The following is a 22,073-nucleotide window of genomic DNA, read 5'->3' as shown; positions in this document are numbered from 1 at the left end:
TTCAGACCAGCCGACGTCCGGTCCGCAGCCGCCGGCGCAGGTCCCAGAGGCAGAGGTTGTACGGGAACCGCCGCAGCGGGCCGGGCAGTGCGCGCGTCACCCGGCCGGCGTTCGCGAGGAACGTCTCGAACCGGCGCTGGTCGGCGGCCGTCCAGGGCAGGCGCATCTCCTCGCGGAAGTGCTGCGGGAGGAAGCCGGTCGTGACGAAGCGGCTGAACCGCCGGCCGAGCACGGCCGCCGGTGGGGGCAGGTACCGCAGGTCGACGAGGTCGGTGAGGTACCGGCGGACGGTGTCGTCGATGCCGGTCGCGGCGACCCCGGCGGCCCAGTACTCCTCGAAGGCGGCGCGGTCGGCCGGCCACATCTCCGGGCGGACCTGCAGCGTGGTGCCGAGCTTGGCGGCGTCGGAGTAGAACGTGGCCGGCTCGCCGCCGACGAAGGCCAGGTAGACGTCTTCGAAGCCCTTGTACAGGCAGGCCGCGACCCACAGCTGGAGGTCGGTGTCGAAGGCGTTGTAGGCGACGGGGCTTTCGGCGCCCGAGCGCACCTGGGCGTGGGCCGCGTTGACGCCGCGGCGGTAGGCGGCGCGTTCGGCGTCGGTGCCCATCGAGGCGACCGCGAGGTAGGTCAGCGTGGTCCGCGTCCGCTTGAGCGGGTGGCGGAAGAGGTTCCCGCTGTCGACCTTGCTCTCGAGCACGCCGTACCCGACGGGCGCGCGGGCCAGCTGCATGATCACGTTGGCGGTGCCGGCCAGCAGCCCCGCCCCGACGACAGCGTCCCGGAGCTCGGTCACGCTCTTCAGGGAACGACACTGTTGACGACGTGTCAAGAGCGGTAGCTGCTCCGGGCGAACGCGATCAACGCCCGCGCCGCCGGGCTCAGCGGCCCATCAGTCCGCCAGGCCAGCGCGAGCACACCTCGCAGGCCGGGCCCGGTGATCGTGACGACCCGCAGCTCCCCCTCGTGGAAGCGGCCCAGCGACTCCGGCACCACTGCCACGCCGAGGTCCCGCATCGCCAGCTGCACCAGGACGTTCGGGTCGGCCGCCTCGAACGCGATCCGTGGCGTCAGCCCCTCCCGCGCGAAAGCCGCGTCCAACGCCGTACGCAGGCCCGTGCCCTTCGGCAACGCCATCAACGGCAGCCCGGCCAGGTCCGCGATCGTCACCGCGGCCCGGTCGGCCAGCAAGCCCGACGTCACCGCCACGAACGGCTCGTCGATCAGGACCTGCGTCGCGATGCCCGGCGGCGGGTCCGTCGCCAAGCCGACCACCGCCAGGTCGAGCCGGCCTTCGCGCAGGGCCACCAGCATCGTGTCCGAGTTCGCCTCGGACAGCGTGATCTCGACCGCCGGGTAGCGCTCGTGGAAGCGGGCCAGCAGGTCCGGCAGCTTCACCGGCCCCGCCGACGTCACCGCGCCGATCGCGACCTGGCCGCGGACCAGCCCGGCCAGCTCGTCGACGGCTTCGCGTACCCCCTTCACCGCCGCCAGCGCCGCCCGCGCGTGCGGCAGCGCGGCGGCGCCGACGTCGGTGAGCCGGACCGTGCGGCCCGAGCGGTCCAGCAGCTCCTGTCCCAGCTCGCACTCGAGCCGTCTGACCTGCGCGCTCACGCCGGGCTGGGCGACGTGCAGCCGTTCCGCCGCGCGCGTGAAGTTCCCTTCCTCCGCGACGGCGACGAAGTACGCGAGCTGGTGGAGTTCCATAAGCACTGATTCTAGTGCTCAGAAAACCTAGATCTTGGACTTCTGATCGTCGCGGCTCGAAGCTGGAGACATGCAGACATTCCGACCCGGCCAGGACGGGTACGCCGAAGAGATCGCCGGTTTCCAGACGTCCGTGGCCACGCACCCCGCGGCGGTCGTCGCCGCCGAAAACGCGGCCGACGTCGTCGCCGCCGTGAAGCACGCCGCCGAGCACGACCTGCCGGTCGCCGTCCAGGCGACCGGACACGGCCTGACCGCCGGCACCGACGGCCTGCTGATCAGCACCCGCCGCATGACCGGCGTCGAGATCGACGCCGAAGCCAAGACCGCGCGAGTCGAAGCCGGGGTCCGCTGGGGCGCGGTGATCGAAGCCGCCGCGCAGCACGGGCTCGCCCCGCTCAGCGGCTCGTCACCGGACGTCGGCGTCGTCGGCTACACGCTCAGCGGCGGCTTCGGGCTGATGGCCCGGCGCCACGGCCGCGCGGCCGACCACGTTCGCGCGATCGACGTCGTCACCGCGGACGGCGAGCTCCGCACGGTGACGCCGGGAGACGACCTCTTCTGGGCCCTGCTCGGCGGCCGCGCCGGCTTCGGGATCGTGACGGCGCTGGAGTTCGGCCTCGTCGAGGTGACCGAGCTGTACGGCGGCGGGCTGTACTTCGACGCGGCGGACCTGCCCGCGGTGCTGCGCGCGTGGCGGACGTGGGCGGTGACCGCGCCCGACGAGCTGACGACGTCGATCGCCGTGGTCGCGCTGCCCCACCTGCCGTTCCTGCCCGAGCCGATCCGCGGCAAGCACGTCGCGAACATCCGGATCGCCTACCTCGGCGAAGACGGTGACCCGCTGGTGGCGCCGCTGCGGACGGCGGCGCCGGTTCTGCTGGACACGCTGAAGCGGCTGCCGTACACGGATTCGGGGTCGATCGCGAGCGACCCGCCGCACCCGCACCCGTACCACGGGACGAACGCGACGGTGGAGGTCCTGAACGACGCGATGCTGGCGGCGGTCGTCGAACACGCGACCCCGGAGACGGTGCTGATCATCGACCGGCTGGGCGGCGAACTGGCGCGGCGCTCGGTGAACGGCGTCGGCTGGGACTCGGCGGCGGAGTTCGTGGTGCGTGCGCTGTCGGTCGTCGAGGACGGCGTCGACCCGATCCGCCGGGCGCACGCGAAGCTGTTCGACGCGCTGGCGCCGTGGTCCACGGGCCGGCTGCTGCCGTTCCTCTACGGCGAGCACCCGGCCGCGGACCTGGCGACGGCCTTCCCCGCCGGGGACCGCGCCCGGCTGAAGCAGCTCAAGGCGAAGTACGACCCGGCGGGGCGGTTCGGCTGAGCGTCAGCGCTCGAGGACGACGATCGGGATGAGCCGCGTGGTCTTCTTCTCGTAGTCGGCGAAGCCCTCGGCGTGCGCGACCATGCCTGCGTACAGGCGGTCGCGCTCGGCGCGGTCTTCGACCACGGTGGCGGTGGCCTCGAACTTCTCGGTGCCGACCTCGACGGTGACCTTCGGGTTGGCGACGAGGTTGTGGAACCACGCCGGGTTCTTCGGCGCGCCGCCCATGGACGCGGCGATGACGAGGCGGTCGCCGTCGCGGGTGTAGACCAGCGGCGACAGGCGCTCCTGGCCGCTCTTCGCGCCGATCGTCGTGAGCAGGAGCACGTTCTTGCCCTCGAACATGCCACCGACCACGCCGTCGTTGGTGCGGAACTCCTCGACGACCTGGTTGTTGAACGCGTTCATGTCGGCTGGCGCGGTCATGGATTCCCCTGTTCTGGCCGGTACGCTCGACCGGGTGCGGAGTACGCTCGGGTCGACCCGAAGCGTTTGCTTTGCAAACAAAGCTACCGACGGGAGGCAGGCGGTGTCAACGGAGGCCGGACCGAGTGTCGAAGACGGGGTGCGCCGGCTCCTGCTCCTGATGCCGCGCCTGGTGGGCCGCGCGAAGCGGACGCCGGTCCCGGAGGAGCTGAACGGCTGCGCGCTCGCGCCGCGGCACCTGTCGCTGCTGTCCATCCTGCTGTTCGACGGCCCGATGACGGTGACCGAACTGGCGGGCCGGCTGGAGGTCGCGCCGACGACGGCGAGCCTGATGGTCGGCGACCTCAGCCGCCAGGGCGTGCTGAACCGCGACGAGGACCCGGCGGATCGTCGCCGCACGATCGTGAGCATCACGCCGGACAAGCGCCCGGCGGTCGACGAGTGGCTGGCGCGCGGCGCGAAGGCGTGGAGCGACGCGCTGGCGCCGTTGACGCCGGCCGAACGCCTGCTGGTGATCTCGACCCTGGAGGCTTACGAACGCAGCACGTGCGAAGGGCGGCCTCCCGACCTGCCGTGAATGACTCATTCACGTCGTCAGGCGACGTGAATGAGTCATTCACGTCATCGGGGGTCAGTCCTCCGCGTGCTTTTCGCGGGCCAGCTTGCGCTGCGCCTCCGCGCGTTCACGGCACTTGCGGAGGAACTCCTCGTCGTCGTCCGGGTTCCCGGCCGCGAACCGCCCCGGGCGGTCGTACTCCGGGTACGCCGGCGCGTGCCGCTCGTACGGGCCGCGCGCCCGCGCCGTCTGCTGCGGGCGGCCCGCCACCAGCCAGACGATCGACCCCACCAGTGGCACCACCAGCACGACCAGCAGCCACAGGCCCTTCGGCAGGTTGCGGCAGGACAACTCGTCCGTCGTGATCACGTCGACCAGGCAGAAGATCCACAACCCGAGCGTGACGAAGCCCAGCAGGCCATCCAAATACAGCATTTCCCGCGCCTTCCCCCAAGAAGATGAAGGCGTAATTAGTAGCAGAACCCCGCCGCGGGTCAGCCGCGGGTCGCCCGCAGCACGCCGGTCGCGAGCGCGATCGCGTGTGCCGGCCCCGGGCATTCGCGCGGGCCCGCGCCGAACGGCGTCCCGGCCAGCGGCACCAAGACGTCCTCGCCACCCACCCGGCGCCGGGTGTGCGCCACCGGCGGGTCCGCGCGCAGCACTTCCGCCACCGCGTCCTCGGGCCGCTTTCCCGCTCGCACCAACGGAACCGCGTTGCCGATCAGCCCGGCGGTGGCTTCGCAGGCCTGGATCAGCAGGCCGATCCGCGCGGCGGCGAGTTCGTCCGCGGTCCCGCCCAACGCCGTCACCAGCCGGCCCAGCGCGGCTTCGGCTTCCGCGGACGAGGGCACGTGCGGGTGGTAGACGGCCGCGACCGCCACGACGTCCGACGGCACCACCGGCAGGCCCAGCTCCCCCGCCAGCACCCCGACGACGACCAGCCGGGAGTCGCCGCTCGTTTCGGAGGCCTTGCGCCGCAACACTTCCGGGTCGACCTCGGCCAGGAGCGACACGGCCAGCGACCGCCGCCGGTCGTGGTCGGCACCGTTGCTGAAGCGAGAGACCGAAGCCCGCAGCCAGGCGACGCTCCCCGGCGGGACGTCGACGGGAACAGGCGGAACCGGGGCGGAAAGCGAAGTCATGCGGCGAAGGTAGCCACGGGAAACGTCGGCGCCGGCCGAAGCATCTACAGGAGGGACGCGGGGAACCACGTCGCCTGCGGACCACCGCACCGCGTCACCCGCGGCACGGCGTGCTCGAACCACCAGGCATCGGTGACACGGCCGTCCGGCAGCCGGTAGGTCGGCGGCCCGGCAACGCGCGCGAGCCCGGCGGCCTGCAGCGACCGCGCGCTCGCGATGTTGCCGACCTCGGCGCCGGCCCGCACCCGCGGGAGGCCGAGGTGGTCGTGCGCGAGCGTCAGGCCGGCGGCGAAGAGGACCCGGCCGTTGCCGCGCCCGCGGTAGTCCGGCGCGAGGTAGCCCCCGGTCTCCGGGCCGCCGTCCTCGCCGGTGTGCACGCTCACGAGGCCGACGCACCGGTTGGCCTCGACGTCGATCATGACGAGGTCGACGGACTGCGGATCGGGCGACACCCAGTCGGGGCCGGTCCCGGGCACAACGCGAAGGGCGTCGGCCCGCGCGCCGCGCGCGACGATGGAGTCGGCCTGCCAGCCGAGCCACCGCTGAGCGGCGGGATCACTACCGCAGGCCACGGCGGCGGCGTACTCCCACGCGGTCGGCGTCCGGAAGAGGAACCGTCCCTCGCGCAGCACGTGGCCCTGCCGGTCGCAGGTCCGCTTGGTCATCAGGCGGCCCCGGCGGGTGAGCCGGTCGAAGATCCCCTTGGTGGCTGGCAGCATCGCGCCGAAATCGTAGCGGAGCGATCGGGGCGAAGGTTGTTATTGTGGCCCGATGACGGCCGTACCCGAGGCAACCGAGCTGGACGGCTCCGGCCGTGCGGCCCAGCCTCGACAGCTCATCGTGACGGTGTACGGCCTCTACTCGCGCACCGAGGGCGGCTGGCTCTCGGTCGCCTCGCTGATCGACCTGCTCGCCGCCGTCGGCGTCGACGAGCCCGCCGTGCGCTCCTCGATCTCCCGGCTGAAGCGGCGCGGGATCCTCGAAGCCGTGCGCCGCGGTGCGACCGCCGGCTACGAGCTCTCCGACGAGGCTCGCGAGATCCTGCGCGAGGGCGACGAGCGGATCTTCCGCCGCGGCCGCGCGACCCCGGCCGACGGCTGGCTGCTCGCGGTCTTCTCGGTCCCGGAAACCGAACGGCACAAGCGGCACCTGCTGCGCACCCAGCTCGCCCGGATGGGCTTCGGCACCGCCGCCTCCGGCGTCTGGATCGCCCCCGCCCACCTGCACGCCGCCACCGAGGAAGCGCTGACCCGGCTCGGCCTGGCCGGGTACGCCGACCTGTTCCGCGCCGACCACCTGGCCTTCGGCGACGTCCGGGCGAAGGTCCGCGACTGGTGGGACCTCGACCGGCTCGACGACCTCTACACGACGTTCCTCGACGAGCACGGCCCCGCGCTGCGCCGCAAGTCCGTGACCGACGAGCAGGCCTTCGCCGACTACGTCCGCGTCCTGACCGGCTGGCGGCGGATGCCCTACCTCGACCCCGGCCTGCCCGCGGAGTTCCTGCCCCGCGACTGGTCCGGCATCCGCGCGGCCGACCTGTTCTTCCGGCTCCACGCGCAGCTGGAAGGACCGGCCCGCGCGTTCGTCGCGAAGTCGATCAGCTTCGGCTGACGACCGCGAAGCCCTGGACCTCGACCAAGGCCTCCGATCTGGAGTTGATGTCTAGGGCGAGCTAAGGTCCTGAATCCTCGGACTCCCGGAGGCGTCGATGCCGCCATTCACCCGGCAAGCGAGCTTTCAAGACTTGCGGAAAGTTTGCGACGTCATCAACGATGCGGCCAGTTTTACCCAGCCCGAGGTGACCCGGTTTCCCGATGGGTCAACCGTGGTCCGCTTCTGGATCAACCCCGATGTGGTAGGCGTGGCCGCGGGAGTCGACCACTGCTGGTATCTCAGAGAGGTCAACATCGACCGGGCGACCGGCGAGCCGGCCTTCCTCCAGTACTTTCCAGAACCGTTCATGGTCGCCGACCAGCGCTACTCGCCGCGGCAGGCAGCGATGTGCATGGTCCAGTACTTGATTGCCAGGCTGGGTGCCACGGTTCAAAACACCGAGATGCCAGCGGGCAGCCGCAGCTACGCGGCCAGGGCCTTACAGCTGATCATGGCTCGCACGGAAGCTGGACCGCCCGCGCACTAGCCCTGACTTCGGCTGACGACCGCGAAGCCCTGGACCTCGACCAAGGCCTCCTCGTCCCACAGCCGCGAGACGCCGATGCCGGCCATCGCCGGGTACTCGGTGCCCGCGAGCCGCTTCCACACCGCGCCGATCTCGCGCGCGTGGGCGCGGTAGTCCGCCATGTCGACGATGTAGATCGTCACGCTGCACAGGTCTTCCGGGGCACCGCCCGCCGCGCGCAGCGACGTCAGCAGGTTGCCGAGCGCGCGCTCGAACTGCTCGACGACGCCGTCGCCGACGATCTTGTTCGACGCGTCCAGCGCCGTCTGGCCGGCGAGGAAGACGACCCGGCCCTCGGCCACCACCGCGTGCGAGAACCCGGACGGCTTGCCCAGCTCCGGCGGGTTGATGCGTTCCATGCGGCACACCGTACGCCATCTTTCGCGTTATTGACGGTCGTACCGGTGACGACATATCCTCGACGACGTGCGTATCGCGGTCATCGGTGGCGGCCCGGCGGGTCTGTACTTCGCCGCGCTGGCGAAGCAGCTCGGTCCCGGTCACGAAATCACCGTCTGGGAACGCAACGCGCCGGACGACACGTTCGGCTTCGGCGTCGTGTTCTCCGACGAGACGCTCGGCGGGATCGAGCACGCCGACGCGACCGTGCACGAGGCCATGAAGGCCGAGTTCGCCCGCTGGGACGACATCGACGTCCACTACCGCGGCACGGTCACCACCTCCGGCGGCCACGGCTTCGCCGCGATGAGCCGCAAGCGCTTGCTCGGCATCCTGCAGAGCCGCTGCGCCGAACTCGGCGTCGGCCTCCACTTCCGCGAAGAGGCGCCGGCCGACCTCTCGGGCTACGACCTGGTCATCGCCGCCGACGGCGTCAACTCGGCGATCCGCGCGAAACACGCCGAGACGTTCCGGCCGACCGTCGAGACCCGCCGGTGCCGCTACATCTGGCTGGGCACGGACCTGGTGTTCGACGCCTTCAAGTTCTACGTCCTCGAGACGCCGGCCGGGATCATGCAGATCCACGGCTACCCGTACGGCCGCGACGGCTCCACGTTCATCCTCGAGGTGCAGGAGGACGTCTGGCAGCGGACGTTCGGGCCGATCGCGCCGGCCTCGCTGCCGCCCGGCCGGAGCGACGAGAAGTCCATCGCGCTGATCCGCGAGCTGTGCGCCGACGTCCTCGGCGGCCACCAGGTCATGGCGAACAACTCGAAGTGGGTCTCGTTCGGCACCGTCCGCTGCGAGACGTGGGTGCACGACAACGTCGTCCTGCTCGGCGACGCGGCGCACACCGCGCACTTCTCCATCGGCTCCGGCACGAAGCTGGCGATGGAGGACGCGCTCGCGCTCGCCGCGTGCCTGCACGAAAACGACGGCGTCGCTTCGGCGTTGAAGGCCTACGAGCTGGAACGGCGGCCGGTGGTCCAGTCGACGCAGCGGGCCGCGCAGGCGAGCCTGGAGTGGTTCGAAAACATCGCGCAGTACACGCACCAGGAGCCACCGCAGTTCGCGTTCAACCTCCTCACGCGCAGCCGCCGCGTCACCCACGACAACCTCCGCCTGCGCGACCCGGAGTTCGCCGCCGAGCTGGACCACTGGTTCGCGCGGTCGCTCGGGACGACGTCACGGCCGCCCATGTTCCAGCCGTTCTCGTTGGGCGACCTGGAGCTGCCCAACCGGATCGTCGTGTCCCCGATGGACATGTACTCCGCGGTGGACGGTGTCCCGGGTGACTTCCACCTGGTGCACCTGGGCAGCAAGGCCCTCGGCGGCGCCGGGCTGGTGATGACCGAGATGGTGTGCGTCTCCCCCGAAGGCCGGATCACGCCCGGTTGCGGCGGGTTGTACACCGCCGAGCAGGAAGCGGCCTGGAAGCGCGTCGTCGACTTCGTGCACGCGCAGTCCCCGGCTCGCATCGGTGTCCAATTGGGACACTCGGGGCGCAAGGGTTCGACGAAGCTGATGTGGGACGGCATCGACGAGCCGCTCCCGGCGGACAACTGGGAGGTCTGCGCGCCTTCGGCGTTGCCGTACTCCTCGCGGAACCAGGTGCCGCGAGAACTGTCCACAGCGGAGCTCGCGGAGATCCGTTCGCAGTTCGTCTCGTGTGCGGAGGCCGCCGCCCGTGCCGGGTTCGACGTCCTCGAACTGCACTGCGCGCACGGCTATCTGCTGTCGTCGTTCCTCTCGCCGCTGACCAACCGGCGAACGGATTCCTACGGCGGCTCACTGGAGAACCGGCTGCGGTTCCCCTTGGAGGTCTTCGACGCCGTCCGCGCGGTCTGGCCCGCCGAGCGGCCGATGACCGTCCGGATCTCGGCGACCGACTGGTGCGAGGGCGGCATCGACGCCGACGACGCCGTCGAGATCGCGCGCGCGTTCGCGTCCCACGGCGCCGCGGGCATCGACGTCTCGACCGGCCAGGTCGTCAGCGACGAACGTCCGCAGTACGGCCGCAGCTACCAAACGCCGTACGCGGACCGGATCCGCAACGAAATCGGTCTCGAGTACGGGATCGCCGTGATCGCGGTCGGCGCGATTTCGTCGTACGACGACGTCAACTCGCTGATCCTGGCCGGCCGCGCGGACCTCTGCGCACTGGGCCGTACGCACCTCTACGATCCACAGTGGACGTTGCACGCGGCGGCCGAGCAGGACTACCCGCTGCCGTGGCCGAAGCCGTTCGCCGCGGGCAGCCGCAAGCCGCAGACCGGCCGCAGCGACGGCCCGGAGCCGCGGCTCGACCTCGTCCGTTCCGGGCCGACGGGGACCGCCCATGCCCGCTGGCGACCGGGAGTTTCGTCATGACGTTCACCCTCGACCCCGACCAGCAGGCGTTCGCCGCCGAGGTGCGGCGGCTGGGCGCGGAACAGCTGCGCCCGCTCGCCGAGTCCGGTGTGGAGGGTGCGGTGAACCGGCCGCTCCTCAAGGAGATGGGCGCACTGGGACTGCTCGCGCGGCTCTTCCCCGGCGTCTCTTCGGGGTCGCCTTCCCGCCAGGCGGCCGCGACCGATCTGTGCATCCTGCGCGAGAACCTGGCCACGGTGAACACCGAGGCCGAGACGGCGCTCGCGTTGCAGGGCTTGGGAAGTTACCCGATCCTGCAGTCCGGGCAGGACAGTCAGGTGGCGAAGTGGCTGCCCGCCGTGGCGGCCGGGGACGCGGTGGCGGCGTTCGCGCTGACCGAGCCGGAAGCGGGTTCCGACGCGGCGGCGCTGTCGCTGGCCGCGGAAGCCGACGGCGACGGCTGGCGCCTGACCGGCTCGAAGATGTGGATTTCGAACGCCCCCGAGGCCGACTTCTACACGGTGTTCGCGCGCACCACCCCGGGCGCGGGTGCACGCGGGGTGAGCGCGTTCGTCGTCCCGGCCGACCGCCCGGGCCTGGGCGGCGAGCACCTGGACCTGGTGAGCCCGCACCCGATCGGCACGGTGACGTTCGACGGCGTCGAGGTCCGGCGCGAGGAGCTGCTCGGCGAGGAGAACCGCGGGTTCGCGGTGGCGATGCGGACGCTGGACCTGTTCCGCCCGAGCGTCGGCGCGTTCGCGGTCGGGATGGCGCAGGCGGCGCTGGACGCGGCTGTCTCCCATACGAGCCAACGGGAAGCGTTCGGTGGTCCGCTGATCAAGCAACAGGCGGTGGCGCACGCCCTGGCGGAGATGGCCACGCGCACCGAGGCGGCGCGCCTGCTGGTCTACGCGGCGGCGGGAGCGTACGACGCGGGCGAGCCGAACCTCGCCGGCCGCGCGGCGATGGCGAAGCTGTTCGCGACGGAGGCGGCCCAGTTCGTGGTCGACTCGGCGGTCCAGCTGCACGGTGCCCGCGCCTTGCGACGCGGGCACCTGCTCGAGCACCTCTACCGCGAAGTCCGGGCGCCGCGCATCTACGAAGGGGCGTCGGAGATCCAGCGGACGATCATCGCACGCTGGCTGACTTCCTCGCGGGCCGGTGCTCCAGGATCAGCTGGCTGACGATCACCGCGAACGCCAGCCCACCCCACGAGGAAATCGCCCCGACGCTCTGGCTGTACGCGAGCTCACTACCACCGAACGTGGTCGGGATCTGCGGCTCCAGCACGATCATCGCGATCGGCGAGATCACGCGGTTGACGATGATCGAAAAAGTCAGCGTCACGCTGCGGATCATCCACTTGCGGTGGTCACCGAAGCGACGCTCGCGCACCGCCCGCCAGCCGGCGATCGTGCAGCCGATCCACAGCACCGCGGCGAGCACGTCGCTGACGCGCGTGACCGGGCCGAACGGGCTCTGCGAGCCGATCGTCAGGGCCATCAGCCCGGACGGCAGCACGCCGGCGAAGACGTACGCGCGGCCGACGTTGCGGTGGATCACCGGGTGCGTCCGCCGCAGCCAGGGCCAGATCTGCAGGACCGCGCCACCCATGGCGATCGAGCCGAAGATGACGTGCCCGACGAGGAACCAGTAGTGCGCCGGGAAGCCGTCGGGCTGCGGCACCCGCGACTGGGCGGGGTCGAGCGCCAGGTACGGGGGCAGCGAGAAGGACAGGAAGGCCAGCACGAGCAAGGCCAGCGGACCGATCCACGGCCGCCGCCACCAGGCCTTTCGCGCCGTTTGAGGTACGGGCCGGGCCGCAGTTCGGACTGCCATGATTCCCCTCCGTCGTCGGGTTCCGTCCCAGCCGACGTTAGGGGTTGACGAGCGGCGCGAACCATGGTGCGCACCACCGACGCGGGGGTGGGGCGTACCCCACCCCCGATCAGGTGACCTTGATCGCGGTCGGTGATCAGCTGCCGCGGACCCGCCGGACCGTGTCGCGGTAGAAGTAGCCGCTCTGCTTGATCGTGCGCTCCTGCGTCTCGTAGTCCACCCGGATCAGCCCGAACCGCTTCGCGTACCCGTACGCCCACTCGAAGTTGTCCAAAAGGGACCAAGCGAAGTACCCGCGCACATCAGCACCGGCTTCACGCGCCGCCGCGACCGCGGCGATGTGCGACGCCAGGTACGCCGTCCGCTGCTCGTCGCGGACGAAACCCGATGAGTCCGGGTCGTCGTCGAACGCCGAGCCGTTCTCCGTGATGTACATCGGCAACCCCGGGTAATCCCGGCCCAAACGCGTCAGCAGCTCCGTGAACTTGCCCGGCAGGATCTCCCAGCCCATCGCCGTCGTCGGCTCGCCGAACGGGACCACCCGCGACGCCGGGGCCCCTTCCTCGTCCACGGAAGAGCCGTTCTCGTCCACGCCGGAGAACTGCTGGCCGAAGTAGTAGTTCACGCCCAGGAAGTCCAGCGGCGTCGAAATCACCGAAAGGTCGCCGTCCTGGACTGGCAGGCGGACCCCACGCGAAGCCAGGTCGTCCACCACGTCGGTCGGGTAGCGGCCGTGGACCAGCGGGTCCAGGTAGATGCGGACGCCGAGGCCGTCGGCCTGACGCGCCGCGCGGACGTCCTCCGGAGAGTCCGTTGCCGGGTCCGCCGTGCACATGTTCAGCGTGATGCCGAACTCCGTGTCCGCCGGCGCCGCCTCGCGCATCCGCTGCACCGCGAGCCCGTGGCCCAGCAGCAGGTGGTGCACCGCGTGCAACCCCGCCGCGTAGTCCCGCCGCCCCGGCGCCATCACACCGTGCACGTACCCGTGCATCGCCGAGCACCACGGCTCGTTCAGCGTCGTCCAGTGCCGGACCCGGTCCTTGAGCCGGTCGAACACCAGCATCGCGTAGTCCGCGAACCGGTACGCCGTGTCGCGCGCCGGCCAGCCGCCCGCGTCCTCGAGCTCCTGCGGCAGGTCCCAGTGGTACAGCGTCAGCCACGGCGTGATGCCGCGGTTCAGCGTCTCGTCGACCAGCCGGTCGTAGAACCCGATCCCGGCCTCGTTGACGCCGCCGCGGCCGCGCGGCTGAACCCGGGGCCAGGCCACGGAAAACCGGTAGGTGTCCGCACCGAGCTCGCGCACCAGCTCGATGTCCGACGGCATCCGGTGGTAGTGGTCGCAGGCGATGTCACCGTTGTCATTGTTGTCGATCGCCCACGGGACCTGGCAGAAGGTGTCCCAAATGGACGGTGTGCGCCCGTCTTCCGCGACCGCGCCTTCGATCTGGTACGCGGCGGTGGCGACGCCCCAGCGGAAGTCCGGCGGCAGGGAGTCGATCAGCGCCTGCTGTTCGGCGGTCGCGGCGGTGGTCTCGGTCAAGGCGGGTCTCCTCCAAGTGGGACCGGATAGGACAGACGGCGTTCAGGGGGTCGCGACCGGGTGCAGGAAGCAAGCCACTTCCCGAGACGGTTCGCCGCCGGGCAAGCCCAGCACGGGCACCTTCGAGTCGCACGGCTCGAAGGCCTTGGGGCACCGCGGGTGGAACGCGCAGCCGGCCGGCATCCCGCGCGTGTCCGGCGGCGATCCCGGGATCCCGGCCAGCTCGCGCCGGGGCCCGCGCAGCGCGGGGAACGAGTTCAGCAGGCCGTGGCTGTACGGGTGCAGCGCGTCCCGGTAGAGATCGGCCGCCGGCGCCTGCTCGACGATCCGGCCGCCGTACATGATAGCGATCCGGTCCGAGAACTCGACCAGCAGCGAAAGGTCGTGCGTGATGAACAGGACCGAAAAGCCCAGCCGTTCGCGCAGTTCCACCAGCTGGCCCAGGATCTGCCGCTGCATGACGACGTCGAGCGCGGTCGTCGGCTCGTCCATGATGACGATCCGCGGTTCGAGCGCGAGCGCCATCGCGATCATCACGCGCTGGCGCATGCCGCCGGAGAGCTGGTGCGGGTACGCCTCCAGCCGGTCGGCCGAAATCCCGACCAGCTTGAGCAGGTCGCGAGCCCGCGCCACCCGGCTCGCCTTCGTGGTACGAGGCTCGTGTGCCTTGATGACGTCGACCAGCTGCGTGACGACCTTGTGCACCGGGTTCAGCGAGTTCATCGCGCCCTGGAACACGATGGACGTCTCGGCCCACCGGAAGTCCCGCAGCTGCCGGTCCGTCAGGCGAAGGACGTCGTAGGGCTCGCCGTCCGCGGGGTGGTAGATCACCTGGCCGCCGCGGATCACGCCCGGCGGCGCGAGCAGCCGCGTCAGCCCGTAGGCCAAAGTGGACTTTCCGCTGCCGCTTTCCCCGGCGAGGCCGAGGACTTCGCCGCGGTGCAGCGTCAGGTGCACGTCCCGGACTGCGCGCACAGCCTCGTCGCCGACGCCGTAGTCGACGTCCAGGCCCTTGATCTCCAGGACCGGGTCCATCATGGCTGTTCCTCCCGCCCGAGCACGGGCGTGAAGCCCACGCGCATGCGATGCGTCCGCCCGTCGGCGCCTTTGACGCGGGCCTTGCCGCTGCCGCGCAGCCGCGGGCTGACGAACTCGTCGATGCCGAAGTTGAGCAGGGACAGCGCGGTGCCGAGGAACGCGATCGCCAGCCCGGCCGGCACGAACCACCACCACGCGCCCTGCGCGAGGGCCTGCTGGCTCTGCGCCCAGAACAGGATCGTGCCCCAGTTCCAGTTGGACAGTCCGGAGACGCCGACGAACGCGAGCGTGATCTCCGACATCACCGCGAAGATCACCGTGCCGACGAAGCTGGACGCGATCACCGCGGTCAGGTTCGGCAGGATCTCGAAGAAGATGATCCGCCACGTCGACTCGCCGGTCGCCCGGGCCGCTTCGACGTATTCCCTGCCCCGCAACGAAAGCGTCTGCGCTCTCAGGACTCGCGCGCCCCACGCCCACGACGTGAAGCCGATGATGACGGCCACCAGGTAGTCACCGCCGGTGGGCACCGCGCTGCCGATGATGATGATCAGCGGCAGCGCCGGGATCACCAGGAACACATTGGACAGTGCGGACAGCCCTTCGCCGGGCGTCCCGCCGAGGTACCCGGACGTCACGCCGACGAGCACCGCGAGGATCGTCGCCACGATCCCGGCGGTCAGCCCGACCAGCATGACGCTGCGGGTGCCGACCACGACCTGGCTGAAGATGTCCTGACCGAGGTGGGTCGTGCCGAACCAGTGCCGGCCCGACGGCGCTTCCATCAGGTCGTTGCTGCGCGCCGACGGGTCGTACGGCGCGATCCAGTCGCCGATGATCGCGATCACCACGAAGAAGACGATGACGGCGAGCCCGGTGACCGTCTTGCCACCGGTCAGGAACCGGAACCGGCGCCGCTTCGCGCGTCCGGCGATCGCGTCGACGGGGAGGGCTTGGGCGGCTTTGACGTCCGCCGCGGGTACGGCCATGTCAGCCCTCCTTCCGGGTGCGCGGGTCGAGCGCGAGGTAGGCGACGTCGGCGAACAGGTTCGCGACCAGCACCGACAGCGTGATGATCAGGAAGATGCCCTGCATCAGCGGGTAGTCCTGCGAACCGACCGCCTGGAACAGCTGGTAGCCGACGCCCGGGTAGGAGAAGACGATCTCCACCAGCAGCGTGCCGCCGACGATGAACCCCAGCGCCAGCGCGAAGCCGGACACGCTGGGCAGCAACGCGTTGCGCGCCGCGTACCCGACCATCACCCGGTGTTCGGGCAGGCCCTTGGCGTGCGCGACCGTGACGTAGTCCTCCGACGCGACGGTGACCATCATGTTGCGCATGCCCAGGATCCAGCTGCCCATCGAGCTGATCAGGATGGTCAGCGCGGGCAGCAGGCTGTGCTGGATCGCGCTGCCGATGAACGTGCCGTCCCAGCCGGGGATGGTGCCGGGGTCGTACCCGCCGGACGACGGGAAGAAGCTGCCCGGGCCGGCCAGCAGCGTCAGCGCGATCAGGCCGAGCCAGAAGTACGGGATCGACGAGAGGAACGTCGTCACCGGCAGCAGGCCGTCGACCCACGAGCCGCGCTTCCAGCCGGCGACCACGCCGAGCCCGGTGCCGAGCGCGAAGCCGACGATCGTGGTGATGCCGACGAGGATGATCGTCCACGGCAGACTGTCGCTCAGCAGGTCGGACACCGGCGTCGGGAAGAACGTGAAAGAGATCCCGAGGTCGCCGCGGAAGAGCTGACCCCAGTAGTCGAAGTACTGGGAGATCAGGCTTTCGTTCTTGTCCAGTCCGAAGAGGACATACAGCGACTGGACCGCGTCCTGGCTGATCATGCCCTGGTTCTTCGCGATCAGCGACTGCACCGGGTCACCCGGGATCATCCGCGGGATGAAGAAGTTGATGGTGACGGCGGCCCAGGCCGTGAAGACGTAGAAGACCAGCCGTTGCAGCAGGTACCTCATCGGGCGGCCCCGTCGTACAGCCAGCACGCGGCCCAGTGGCCGGGTGCGTCGTCGACCTCGAACCGCGGCGGCAGGTCGGTCTTGCACCGTTCCATCGCGACCGGGCACCGCGGGTGGAACCGGCAGCCCGACGGCGGGTCGATCAGGCTCGGCGGCTCGCCCGCCCCGCGCTCGGCCGGCACCTCGCCGGGCTCTCCCGCACCCCCGCCCGCGATCCGGTCCGGGTCGGGCGCGGAGTCGATGAGCAGCCGCGTGTACGGGTGCGCCGGGTGCTGCGTGATGGTCTCGCTGTCGCCGCCCTCGACCATCCGGCCGGCGTACATCACCATCGTCTCGTCGGCGAAGTAGCGCGCCGACGCGATGTCGTGCGTGATGTACAGGATCGCCAGGTGCAGGCGTTCCTTGAGGTCCCGCAACAGGTTCAGCACGCCGAGCCGGATGGAGACGTCCAACATGGACACCGGCTCGTCGGCCAGCAGCGCCTCCGGGTCGGCCCCGAGCGCCCGCGCGATCGCGACGCGCTGGCGCTGCCCGCCGGACAGCTCGTGCGGGAACTTGTCGACGTACCGCTCGGGCGGCGTCAGCTGGACGCGGGAAAGCAGGTCGTGCAACGACTTTTCGAGGTCGTCGCCCGCACGGCCGTGGATCTTCAACGCCCGCGTCAGGTGGTAGCGCACGGTGTGCACCGGGTTCAGCGACGCGAACGGGTCCTGGAAGATCATCTGGACCTGGCGAGCGTACGCGCGGAACGCCTTGCCGTGCTTGATGTTCACGGTCTCGCCGTGCAGCCGGATGTCGCCGCCGGTGCGCGGGTAGAGGCCCGCGAGCAGGCGGGCGACCGTCGACTTGCCCGAACCGGACTCGCCGACCAGCGCGGTGACCCGGCCCCGGCGCAGCGTCAGGGTGACGTCGTCGACGGCCTGGACGGCACGCTTCGGACCGGTGAGGGCCGCGCGTCCACGCCGTCGCACGGGGAAGTGTTTCGTGAGCCCCGCCGCCTCCAGAACGACGGGGAGGTCCCCCTCCGACCCGACGGCGATGGGGTCGGAGGGGGCCGGAGCGGCCGCGTCGCCGCGGCCGTCCCCGGTCTCCGTCATGACTGAATCCGCCATCAGGCCGCGGGCTTCAGGTGCAGGACGATGTCGAGCGCGTTGCGCAGGGTGGGCTGCGCGGGGCCGTACGGGTTGGCCTCGTCCGGCCAGCCGACCCAGTTCTTCGTGCTGTACTCGCCACCGGAGTTGGCCGCCGAGGTCGGGACCATCGGCTGCTGGTCGATCATGATCTTCTGCAGCGTCGCCATGGCGGCGGTGCGCGCGGCGTCGTCCTCGGCGTTGGCGTAGGTCTCGAGCGCCTTGGTCGCCTCGTCGTTCTTGAAGCGGCCGTAGTTGCCGTTGATGCCGCCCTGGCCGGTCGGCTTGTAGCGGTTGCCGTCCATGACGTCGCGGTACATGTCGTACGGCGTCGCACCGTCGTTGGTCCAGTGCATCAGGCCCTCGAAGTCACCGGTGTCGACCGACTTGATCCACGCGTCCTGGTTCATCTTCTCGACCGTGGCGGTGATGCCGATCTGCGCCAGGTTGTCCTTGATGATCTCCAGGTCGGTGATGTAGTCCGACCAGCCGGACGGGACGGTCAGCTTGATCGTGACCGGCTTGCCGCTCGGGTCGGCCAGCTTGTCGCCGTTGAACTTGTAGCCCGCGCCGGTCAGCAGCGCCTTGGCGCCCGGGACGTCGACCTGGACCGTCTTGCCCTTGTACTCCGGCGCGATGAACGGGTCGCCCGCCGGCGTGGGGATGCCGGTGATCTGGTCGTTCTTCGGGTAGAAGTAGCCGGCCTCGCCCTGGTTGAAGATGTCGTCGCGGTTGATCACCTTGTTGACCGCCTGACGCAGCTTCGCGTCGTTCCACGGGGCCTTCTCGGTGTTGAACCACAGGCCGTGCACGGCCAGCTGCGCCGGGAACCACAGCTTGTAGTGCTGCGGGTCCTTGTTCGTGTAGACGGCCTTGTAGTTCGGGATGAAGACGAAGCTCCACTCCGAAGCCCCGCTGACCAACGCCGCGACCTGCGCGTTGTTGTCGGTGTAGGAGGTGTAGCGGATCTCCTTGACCTTCGGCGCTTCCTGCCAGTAGCCGGCGTCGCGGCGGGTGACGATCATCGTCTGCGGCGTGAACGACTTGAGCGTGTACGGCCCGGTGCCGATCGGGTTCTTCACGGTGTCGAGCGCCGGGTCCTTGACCGACTGCCAGACGTGCTTCGGCACGACGAGCGTCTGCAGGATCTTGAGCTGGTTGACGAACTGGGAGGTCTCGAAGCCCAGCGTCACCTGGTTGCCGGCCGCGGCGATGTCCTTGTAGGGCACGGCGTCGACGTTCAGCGCCTTGTTGTCACGCAGCAGCTGGAACGTGTAGGCGACGTCCTCGGCGGTCATCGGCTGGTTGTCGGAGAACTTGACGCCGTCACGGACGGTCAGGACCAGCTTCTTGTAGTTGTCCGACCAGTCCCACTTCGTCGCGAGCCACGGCTTGCCGGGCTCCTGCGGCTTGACGCGGTTGTGCATGACGAGGGGCTCGTAGATCATCCACCGGTACCCCATGTTCGACAGGGCGGATGTCTCGAGGAACGGGTTGTTGTTCTCGGACTGCGGGCCGTCGGGCTTGCCCACGTTGAGCACCTGGTCCGGGTTGCTCTGCGCGGCGTTCGAGCTGCCGCCCGAACACGCGGTCAGGCCTCCGAGGGCCATCACGGCCACCAGCGCTGCGACGATGGAGCGCTTGACTCGCATCGTTCCTCCTAGTCATCGACGACGTGCGTAGGTGTCGACTGGTAGCGAGCCCCGACCGCCGGCGACCGAACGACGCCCAGAAGTCAACCCGGGTGACTCGGGTCACGTCAATAACACGGCGGTAACGTTTTGTACCTAAGTTTAAGTACTAAAAGAACTGGCGGTCTGGACCTGTCCTGGTAATTACTCCTTGCGACGCAAGGAAATCAGCCGGTCCGTCCCCCGTTCGCGAGCAACTGCGCGATGGGCAGGGTGGCCGCGCCGAGCGCGACCGCGTCCGGGCCGAGGCTGCCGAGGACGACCTCGGTGCGCCCGGCCAGGTAGTCGAGCGCGTGCCGGCCCACGGCGTCGCGCACGGCGGGCAGGATCGCCTGCCCCATGATCGCTCCCGCCGAACCGGAGAGCACCACCCGGTCCGGGCTGAGCAGGTTGATCAGGTTGGCGATGCCGATCCCCAGGTACTCGCCGGTCTCGGCGAGGACGTCGGCGGCGGGGCCTTCACCGCGGGCTTCCTCGACGATCCGCGCCAGCTCGGTGTCGCTTTCGTCCCCGATGACCGGTTGCTTGCCGACGCGGTCGGCGTAGTGCCGGACGACCGCCTCGGTGCCGACGTAGGCCTCCAGGCAGCCGTGCGAACCGCACCGGCAGGCCGCGCCGCCCGCCTTGACGACGGTGTGGCCCCACTCGCTGGTGGTGATCCCGGGGTGCGACCGTCCGGCGGTCGCGACGGCGGCCCCGACCCCCACGCCGAGCAGGGCGACGATGGCGCGTTCGGCGCCCCGGCCGGCGCCCCGCCAGGCCTCGACCTGGCCCAGCGTGCGGGCGCGGTTGTCCAGGTGGAGGGGCGCCGAGATGTGCGGGTGGATCAGATCGGCGAAGGCGACGCCACGCCAGCCGAGGGTGGGCGCGTGCACGATCCCGCCGTCGCGCACCGCGCCGGGCACACCGATGCCGACGCCGAACACCGCGTCCGGTTCGCCCCCTTCGAGCACTTCCGCGATGCCGGTTCGCACCAAGCCTGCCACTTCGTCCGGATCGAGCCGGGTGCCGACGAGCGGGTGCCGAACCGTGCCGAGTGTTCCGAGCGCGCAGTCGAACAGGCCGACCTCGACGTGCGTCTCACCGACGTCGACGCCGACGACGTGCCCGAAGTCCGGCCGCACGGCCAGCAGCGTCCGCGGCCGTCCGCCGTCGGATTCGACCGAGCCGGCCTCCGCGACGACGCCGTCGGCGATGAGCTCGGAGACGACGTTGGTAACGGTGGCGGCCGACAGCCCCGATTCAGCTACTAGTTCCAGCCTGCTGACGGGGCCGCGGAGGTAGAGGGAGGACAGGAGTGCCGCGCGGTTGTGCCGCCGGAGGTCTCGAGTTGTCTGGCGTACCACCTGGGTCACCTGGGGGATTGTGCCAGACACCGCCCGTGCCACTATGGGTTCGGGACTTAGTTCACCACTTAATACATAGCCACAACTTAAGGTGATCAGGCATCCTGGTCGCAGCCGGTAAGAGTTCCAGATGGGTTGCCCATGGCGAGCAAGCGCACCACCGTCCGTGATCTGCGGCGGCACAACCGTTCCCTGCTGCTGTCGAAACTGTACTTCGACGGCCCGCTGTCGCGGCACGAACTGAGCCAGCTCACCGGATTGAGTGCGGCGACGGTCAGCAACGTGACGGCGGAACTGGGCGAAGAGCGCCTGATCACGGAGGCGGGCCAGGTCGAGTCGGACGGCGGCCGGCCCCGGGTACTGCTGCGCGTCGACCCGGCGTACGGGCACGTCGCGGGGGTGGACATCGGCGAAACGGGCGTCAAGGTGGAGCTGTTCGACCTGGCGATGACGCGCCTGGCCACGGTGGACCACCCGCTCCCGAAGGCGCCGGACCCGGCAACGGCGGTCGAGCAGGTGACCTCGGGGCTGCGCGAGGTGTTCGCGAGCGCGGGCATCGACGAATCGGCGGTGCTGGGCGTGGGCATCGGCGTCCCGGGCACGGTCGAGCAGGGAGCCCGGATCCTGGTCCACGCACCGACGGTGGGCTGGGACGCGGTGCCGCTGGTGGCACTGCTGCAGGACGCGGGGGTGTCGCTCCCGCTGTTCGTGGACAACGGAGCGAAGACGCAGGGCCAGGCGGAGATGTGGTTCGGCGCGGGCCGAGGAGCGCGCCACGCGGTGATAGCGCTGATCGGTTCAGGCGTGGGCGCGGCGGTGGTGACGGACGGAACGACGTACCGCGGCTCGACGAGCAGCGCGGGCGAGTGGGGCCACACGACGATCGCGTACGGAGGCCAGCAGTGCCGCTGCGGAGCGCTGGGCTGCCTGGAGGCGTACATCGGCGCGGGAGGGGTCCTGGCGAGGTACCGGAAGGCGCGAAGCAAGGAAGTCGCGGGCGAGGACGAGCAGGCCCAGTTCGCGGCCCTGCTGGAGGCGGCCCCCCGCTCCAAAACGGCAGCCCGGGTACTGGACGAGACGGCGGGATACCTCGGGGCGGGGATCGCGAACTTGATCAACTTGTTCAACCCGGAGCGGATAGTGATCGGCGGCTGGGCGGGGCTGGCGCTGGGCGAGCAGCTGCTGCCGAGAATCCGTTCGGCAGCAGGAGAGCACGCACTGCGCCACCCGTTCAGCCAGACATCAATCCAGCTGGGCTCGCTGGGATTGGACGCGGTGGCAACAGGAGCAGCAACACTACCGGTGGCAGACCTGCTGGAGCAGGGAGCAACATCGAAGATCGCAAAACCAGGAGCACCGGACTCAGACGCGGCCTGAGGCAAGCCCTGCCAGGCGCACTCCACAAGCAAGCCGGCAAGAGAACA

At 70.3% G+C, this 22,073-nt stretch carries 22 protein-coding genes; 7 read left to right on the top strand and 15 right to left on the bottom strand.

Going from position 1 to position 22,073, the window contains the following annotated elements:
• Position 1: 1 nt before the first annotated feature.
• Positions 2–793, bottom strand: a complete 792-nt coding sequence (locus tag ACERZO_RS05905; RefSeq protein WP_372663051.1) for an oxygenase MpaB family protein — start codon at positions 791–793, stop codon at positions 2–4.
• Between the two features lie 32 nt (positions 794–825).
• Positions 826–1,704, bottom strand: coding sequence for a LysR family transcriptional regulator (locus tag ACERZO_RS05900; RefSeq protein ID WP_372663049.1), 879 nt, complete (start codon positions 1,702–1,704; stop codon positions 826–828).
• A gap of 70 nt (positions 1,705–1,774) precedes the next feature.
• On the opposite strand from ACERZO_RS05900, the gene ACERZO_RS05895 reads away from it, so the two are divergent.
• On the top strand, positions 1,775–3,040 hold the full coding sequence (locus ACERZO_RS05895) for an FAD-binding oxidoreductase (protein WP_372663047.1): 1,266 nt from the start codon (positions 1,775–1,777) through the stop codon (positions 3,038–3,040).
• 3 nt (positions 3,041–3,043) lie between these two features.
• Here ACERZO_RS05895 and ACERZO_RS05890 read toward each other — a convergent pair whose 3' ends face one another.
• Entirely contained in the window at positions 3,044–3,466 is a 423-nt protein-coding gene (locus ACERZO_RS05890) for a nitroreductase family deazaflavin-dependent oxidoreductase (protein ID WP_372663045.1), read from the bottom strand.
• Positions 3,467–3,569: 103 nt separating this feature from the next.
• On the opposite strand from ACERZO_RS05890, the gene ACERZO_RS05885 reads away from it, so the two are divergent.
• Complete coding sequence (locus ACERZO_RS05885; RefSeq protein WP_372663043.1) at positions 3,570–4,043, top strand: MarR family winged helix-turn-helix transcriptional regulator; 474 nt, start codon at positions 3,570–3,572, stop codon at positions 4,041–4,043.
• A gap of 54 nt (positions 4,044–4,097) precedes the next feature.
• On the opposite strand, the gene ACERZO_RS05880 is transcribed toward ACERZO_RS05885, so the two are convergent.
• From ACERZO_RS05880 to ACERZO_RS05870, 3 genes are read right to left on the bottom strand one after another with little or no spacing between them, the layout of a single operon-like run.
• Positions 4,098–4,457: a PLDc N-terminal domain-containing protein gene (locus tag ACERZO_RS05880; RefSeq protein ID WP_372663041.1), complete on the bottom strand. Its 360-nt coding sequence runs from the start codon at positions 4,455–4,457 to the stop codon at positions 4,098–4,100.
• 59 nt (positions 4,458–4,516) lie between these two features.
• A complete protein-coding gene (locus tag ACERZO_RS05875; RefSeq protein WP_372663039.1) occupies positions 4,517–5,164 on the bottom strand; it encodes a hypothetical protein in 648 nt (215 codons plus the stop codon).
• A 44-nt stretch (positions 5,165–5,208) separates the two neighbouring features.
• A complete protein-coding gene (locus tag ACERZO_RS05870) occupies positions 5,209–5,883 on the bottom strand; it encodes a GNAT family N-acetyltransferase (protein ID WP_372663037.1) in 675 nt (224 codons plus the stop codon).
• Positions 5,884–5,935: 52 nt separating this feature from the next.
• Between ACERZO_RS05870 and ACERZO_RS05865 the strand changes: the two genes are divergently transcribed.
• Complete coding sequence (locus tag ACERZO_RS05865; protein ID WP_372663035.1) at positions 5,936–6,778, top strand: PaaX family transcriptional regulator; 843 nt, start codon at positions 5,936–5,938, stop codon at positions 6,776–6,778.
• A gap of 97 nt (positions 6,779–6,875) precedes the next feature.
• Positions 6,876–7,307: a hypothetical protein gene (locus ACERZO_RS05860; RefSeq protein WP_372663033.1), complete on the top strand. Its 432-nt coding sequence runs from the start codon at positions 6,876–6,878 to the stop codon at positions 7,305–7,307.
• On the opposite strand, the gene ACERZO_RS05855 is transcribed toward ACERZO_RS05860, so the two are convergent.
• Positions 7,304–7,705, bottom strand: coding sequence for a RidA family protein (locus ACERZO_RS05855; protein ID WP_372663031.1), 402 nt, complete (start codon positions 7,703–7,705; stop codon positions 7,304–7,306). The two genes, ACERZO_RS05860 and ACERZO_RS05855, sit on opposite strands and share 4 nt — an antisense overlap.
• A 67-nt stretch (positions 7,706–7,772) precedes the next feature.
• Here ACERZO_RS05855 and ACERZO_RS05850 point away from each other — a divergent pair, with 67 nt between their 5' ends.
• Both ACERZO_RS05850 and ACERZO_RS05845 read left to right on the top strand, forming a co-directional pair.
• Positions 7,773–10,115, top strand: a complete 2,343-nt coding sequence (locus ACERZO_RS05850) for a bifunctional salicylyl-CoA 5-hydroxylase/oxidoreductase (protein ID WP_372663029.1) — start codon at positions 7,773–7,775, stop codon at positions 10,113–10,115.
• The gene (locus ACERZO_RS05845) at positions 10,112–11,278 is read left to right on the top strand and encodes an acyl-CoA dehydrogenase family protein (protein ID WP_372663025.1); all 1,167 of its coding nucleotides are present in this window, start codon (positions 10,112–10,114) and stop codon (positions 11,276–11,278) included. Before ACERZO_RS05850 ends, ACERZO_RS05845 begins: the two co-directional genes overlap by 4 nt.
• Here ACERZO_RS05845 and ACERZO_RS05840 read toward each other — a convergent pair.
• From ACERZO_RS05840 to ACERZO_RS05805, 8 genes are all read right to left on the bottom strand, one after another.
• Positions 11,223–11,933, bottom strand: a complete 711-nt coding sequence (locus tag ACERZO_RS05840) for a DUF2306 domain-containing protein (RefSeq protein WP_372663022.1) — start codon at positions 11,931–11,933, stop codon at positions 11,223–11,225. The two genes, ACERZO_RS05845 and ACERZO_RS05840, sit on opposite strands and share 56 nt — an antisense overlap.
• 136 nt (positions 11,934–12,069) lie before the next feature.
• Positions 12,070–13,473 (bottom strand): GH1 family beta-glucosidase, encoded by a 1,404-nt coding sequence (locus ACERZO_RS05835; protein ID WP_372663019.1) that lies wholly within the window; start codon positions 13,471–13,473, stop codon positions 12,070–12,072.
• Positions 13,474–13,515: 42 nt separating this feature from the next.
• Positions 13,516–14,511, bottom strand: coding sequence for an ABC transporter ATP-binding protein (locus tag ACERZO_RS05830; protein WP_372663016.1), 996 nt, complete (start codon positions 14,509–14,511; stop codon positions 13,516–13,518).
• On the bottom strand, positions 14,508–15,500 hold the full coding sequence (locus tag ACERZO_RS05825; RefSeq protein ID WP_372663013.1) for an ABC transporter permease: 993 nt from the start codon (positions 15,498–15,500) through the stop codon (positions 14,508–14,510). The genes ACERZO_RS05830 and ACERZO_RS05825 overlap by 4 nt, the downstream gene beginning before the upstream one ends.
• A 1-nt stretch (position 15,501) precedes the next feature.
• Complete coding sequence (locus tag ACERZO_RS05820; protein ID WP_372663010.1) at positions 15,502–16,482, bottom strand: ABC transporter permease; 981 nt, start codon at positions 16,480–16,482, stop codon at positions 15,502–15,504.
• Positions 16,479–17,579 carry an ABC transporter ATP-binding protein gene (locus tag ACERZO_RS05815; RefSeq protein WP_372663007.1) on the bottom strand — a complete coding sequence of 367 codons (1,101 nt, stop codon included), beginning with the start codon at positions 17,577–17,579 and terminating at the stop codon, positions 16,479–16,481. Before ACERZO_RS05815 ends, ACERZO_RS05820 begins: the two co-directional genes overlap by 4 nt.
• A 14-nt stretch (positions 17,580–17,593) precedes the next feature.
• Positions 17,594–19,264 carry an ABC transporter substrate-binding protein gene (locus ACERZO_RS05810; protein ID WP_372663004.1) on the bottom strand — a complete coding sequence of 557 codons (1,671 nt, stop codon included), beginning with the start codon at positions 19,262–19,264 and terminating at the stop codon, positions 17,594–17,596.
• 206 nt (positions 19,265–19,470) lie between these two features.
• Positions 19,471–20,658, bottom strand: a complete 1,188-nt coding sequence (locus ACERZO_RS05805; protein ID WP_372663000.1) for an ROK family transcriptional regulator — start codon at positions 20,656–20,658, stop codon at positions 19,471–19,473.
• Positions 20,659–20,790: 132 nt separating this feature from the next.
• Between ACERZO_RS05805 and ACERZO_RS05800 the strand changes: the two genes are divergently transcribed.
• Positions 20,791–22,026, top strand: a complete 1,236-nt coding sequence (locus tag ACERZO_RS05800) for an ROK family transcriptional regulator (RefSeq protein ID WP_372662997.1) — start codon at positions 20,791–20,793, stop codon at positions 22,024–22,026.
• Positions 22,027–22,073: the final 47 nt, after the last annotated feature.

Origin of the sequence: Amycolatopsis kentuckyensis (assembly GCF_041679295.1) — a bacterium.
Classification (GTDB): domain Bacteria; phylum Actinomycetota; class Actinomycetes; order Mycobacteriales; family Pseudonocardiaceae; genus Amycolatopsis; species Amycolatopsis kentuckyensis_A.
This window is presented reverse-complemented; position numbering and strand designations above follow the sequence as displayed.

Excerpts from the sequence above, each read along its gene's own strand:
- ACERZO_RS05900 (WP_372663049.1), bottom strand. The coding sequence starts at position 1,704 with ATGGAACTCCACCAGCTCGCGTACTTCGTCGCCGTCGCGGAGGAAGGG.
- ACERZO_RS05895 (WP_372663047.1), top strand. The coding sequence starts at position 1,775 with ATGCAGACATTCCGACCCGGCCAGGACGGGTACGCCGAAGAGATCGCC.
- ACERZO_RS05890 (WP_372663045.1), bottom strand. The coding sequence starts at position 3,466 with ATGACCGCGCCAGCCGACATGAACGCGTTCAACAACCAGGTCGTCGAG.
- ACERZO_RS05880 (WP_372663041.1), bottom strand. The coding sequence starts at position 4,457 with ATGCTGTATTTGGATGGCCTGCTGGGCTTCGTCACGCTCGGGTTGTGG.
- ACERZO_RS05875 (WP_372663039.1), bottom strand. The coding sequence starts at position 5,164 with ATGACTTCGCTTTCCGCCCCGGTTCCGCCTGTTCCCGTCGACGTCCCG.
- ACERZO_RS05870 (WP_372663037.1), bottom strand. The coding sequence starts at position 5,883 with ATGCTGCCAGCCACCAAGGGGATCTTCGACCGGCTCACCCGCCGGGGC.
- ACERZO_RS05865 (WP_372663035.1), top strand. The coding sequence starts at position 5,936 with ATGACGGCCGTACCCGAGGCAACCGAGCTGGACGGCTCCGGCCGTGCG.
- ACERZO_RS05860 (WP_372663033.1), top strand. The coding sequence starts at position 6,876 with ATGCCGCCATTCACCCGGCAAGCGAGCTTTCAAGACTTGCGGAAAGTT.
- ACERZO_RS05855 (WP_372663031.1), bottom strand. The coding sequence starts at position 7,705 with ATGGAACGCATCAACCCGCCGGAGCTGGGCAAGCCGTCCGGGTTCTCG.
- ACERZO_RS05845 (WP_372663025.1), top strand. The coding sequence starts at position 10,112 with ATGACGTTCACCCTCGACCCCGACCAGCAGGCGTTCGCCGCCGAGGTG.
- ACERZO_RS05840 (WP_372663022.1), bottom strand. The coding sequence starts at position 11,933 with ATGGCAGTCCGAACTGCGGCCCGGCCCGTACCTCAAACGGCGCGAAAG.
- ACERZO_RS05830 (WP_372663016.1), bottom strand. The coding sequence starts at position 14,511 with ATGATGGACCCGGTCCTGGAGATCAAGGGCCTGGACGTCGACTACGGC.
- ACERZO_RS05825 (WP_372663013.1), bottom strand. The coding sequence starts at position 15,500 with ATGGCCGTACCCGCGGCGGACGTCAAAGCCGCCCAAGCCCTCCCCGTC.
- ACERZO_RS05820 (WP_372663010.1), bottom strand. The coding sequence starts at position 16,482 with ATGAGGTACCTGCTGCAACGGCTGGTCTTCTACGTCTTCACGGCCTGG.
- ACERZO_RS05815 (WP_372663007.1), bottom strand. The coding sequence starts at position 17,579 with ATGACGGAGACCGGGGACGGCCGCGGCGACGCGGCCGCTCCGGCCCCC.
- ACERZO_RS05810 (WP_372663004.1), bottom strand. The coding sequence starts at position 19,264 with ATGCGAGTCAAGCGCTCCATCGTCGCAGCGCTGGTGGCCGTGATGGCC.
- ACERZO_RS05800 (WP_372662997.1), top strand. The coding sequence starts at position 20,791 with ATGGCGAGCAAGCGCACCACCGTCCGTGATCTGCGGCGGCACAACCGT.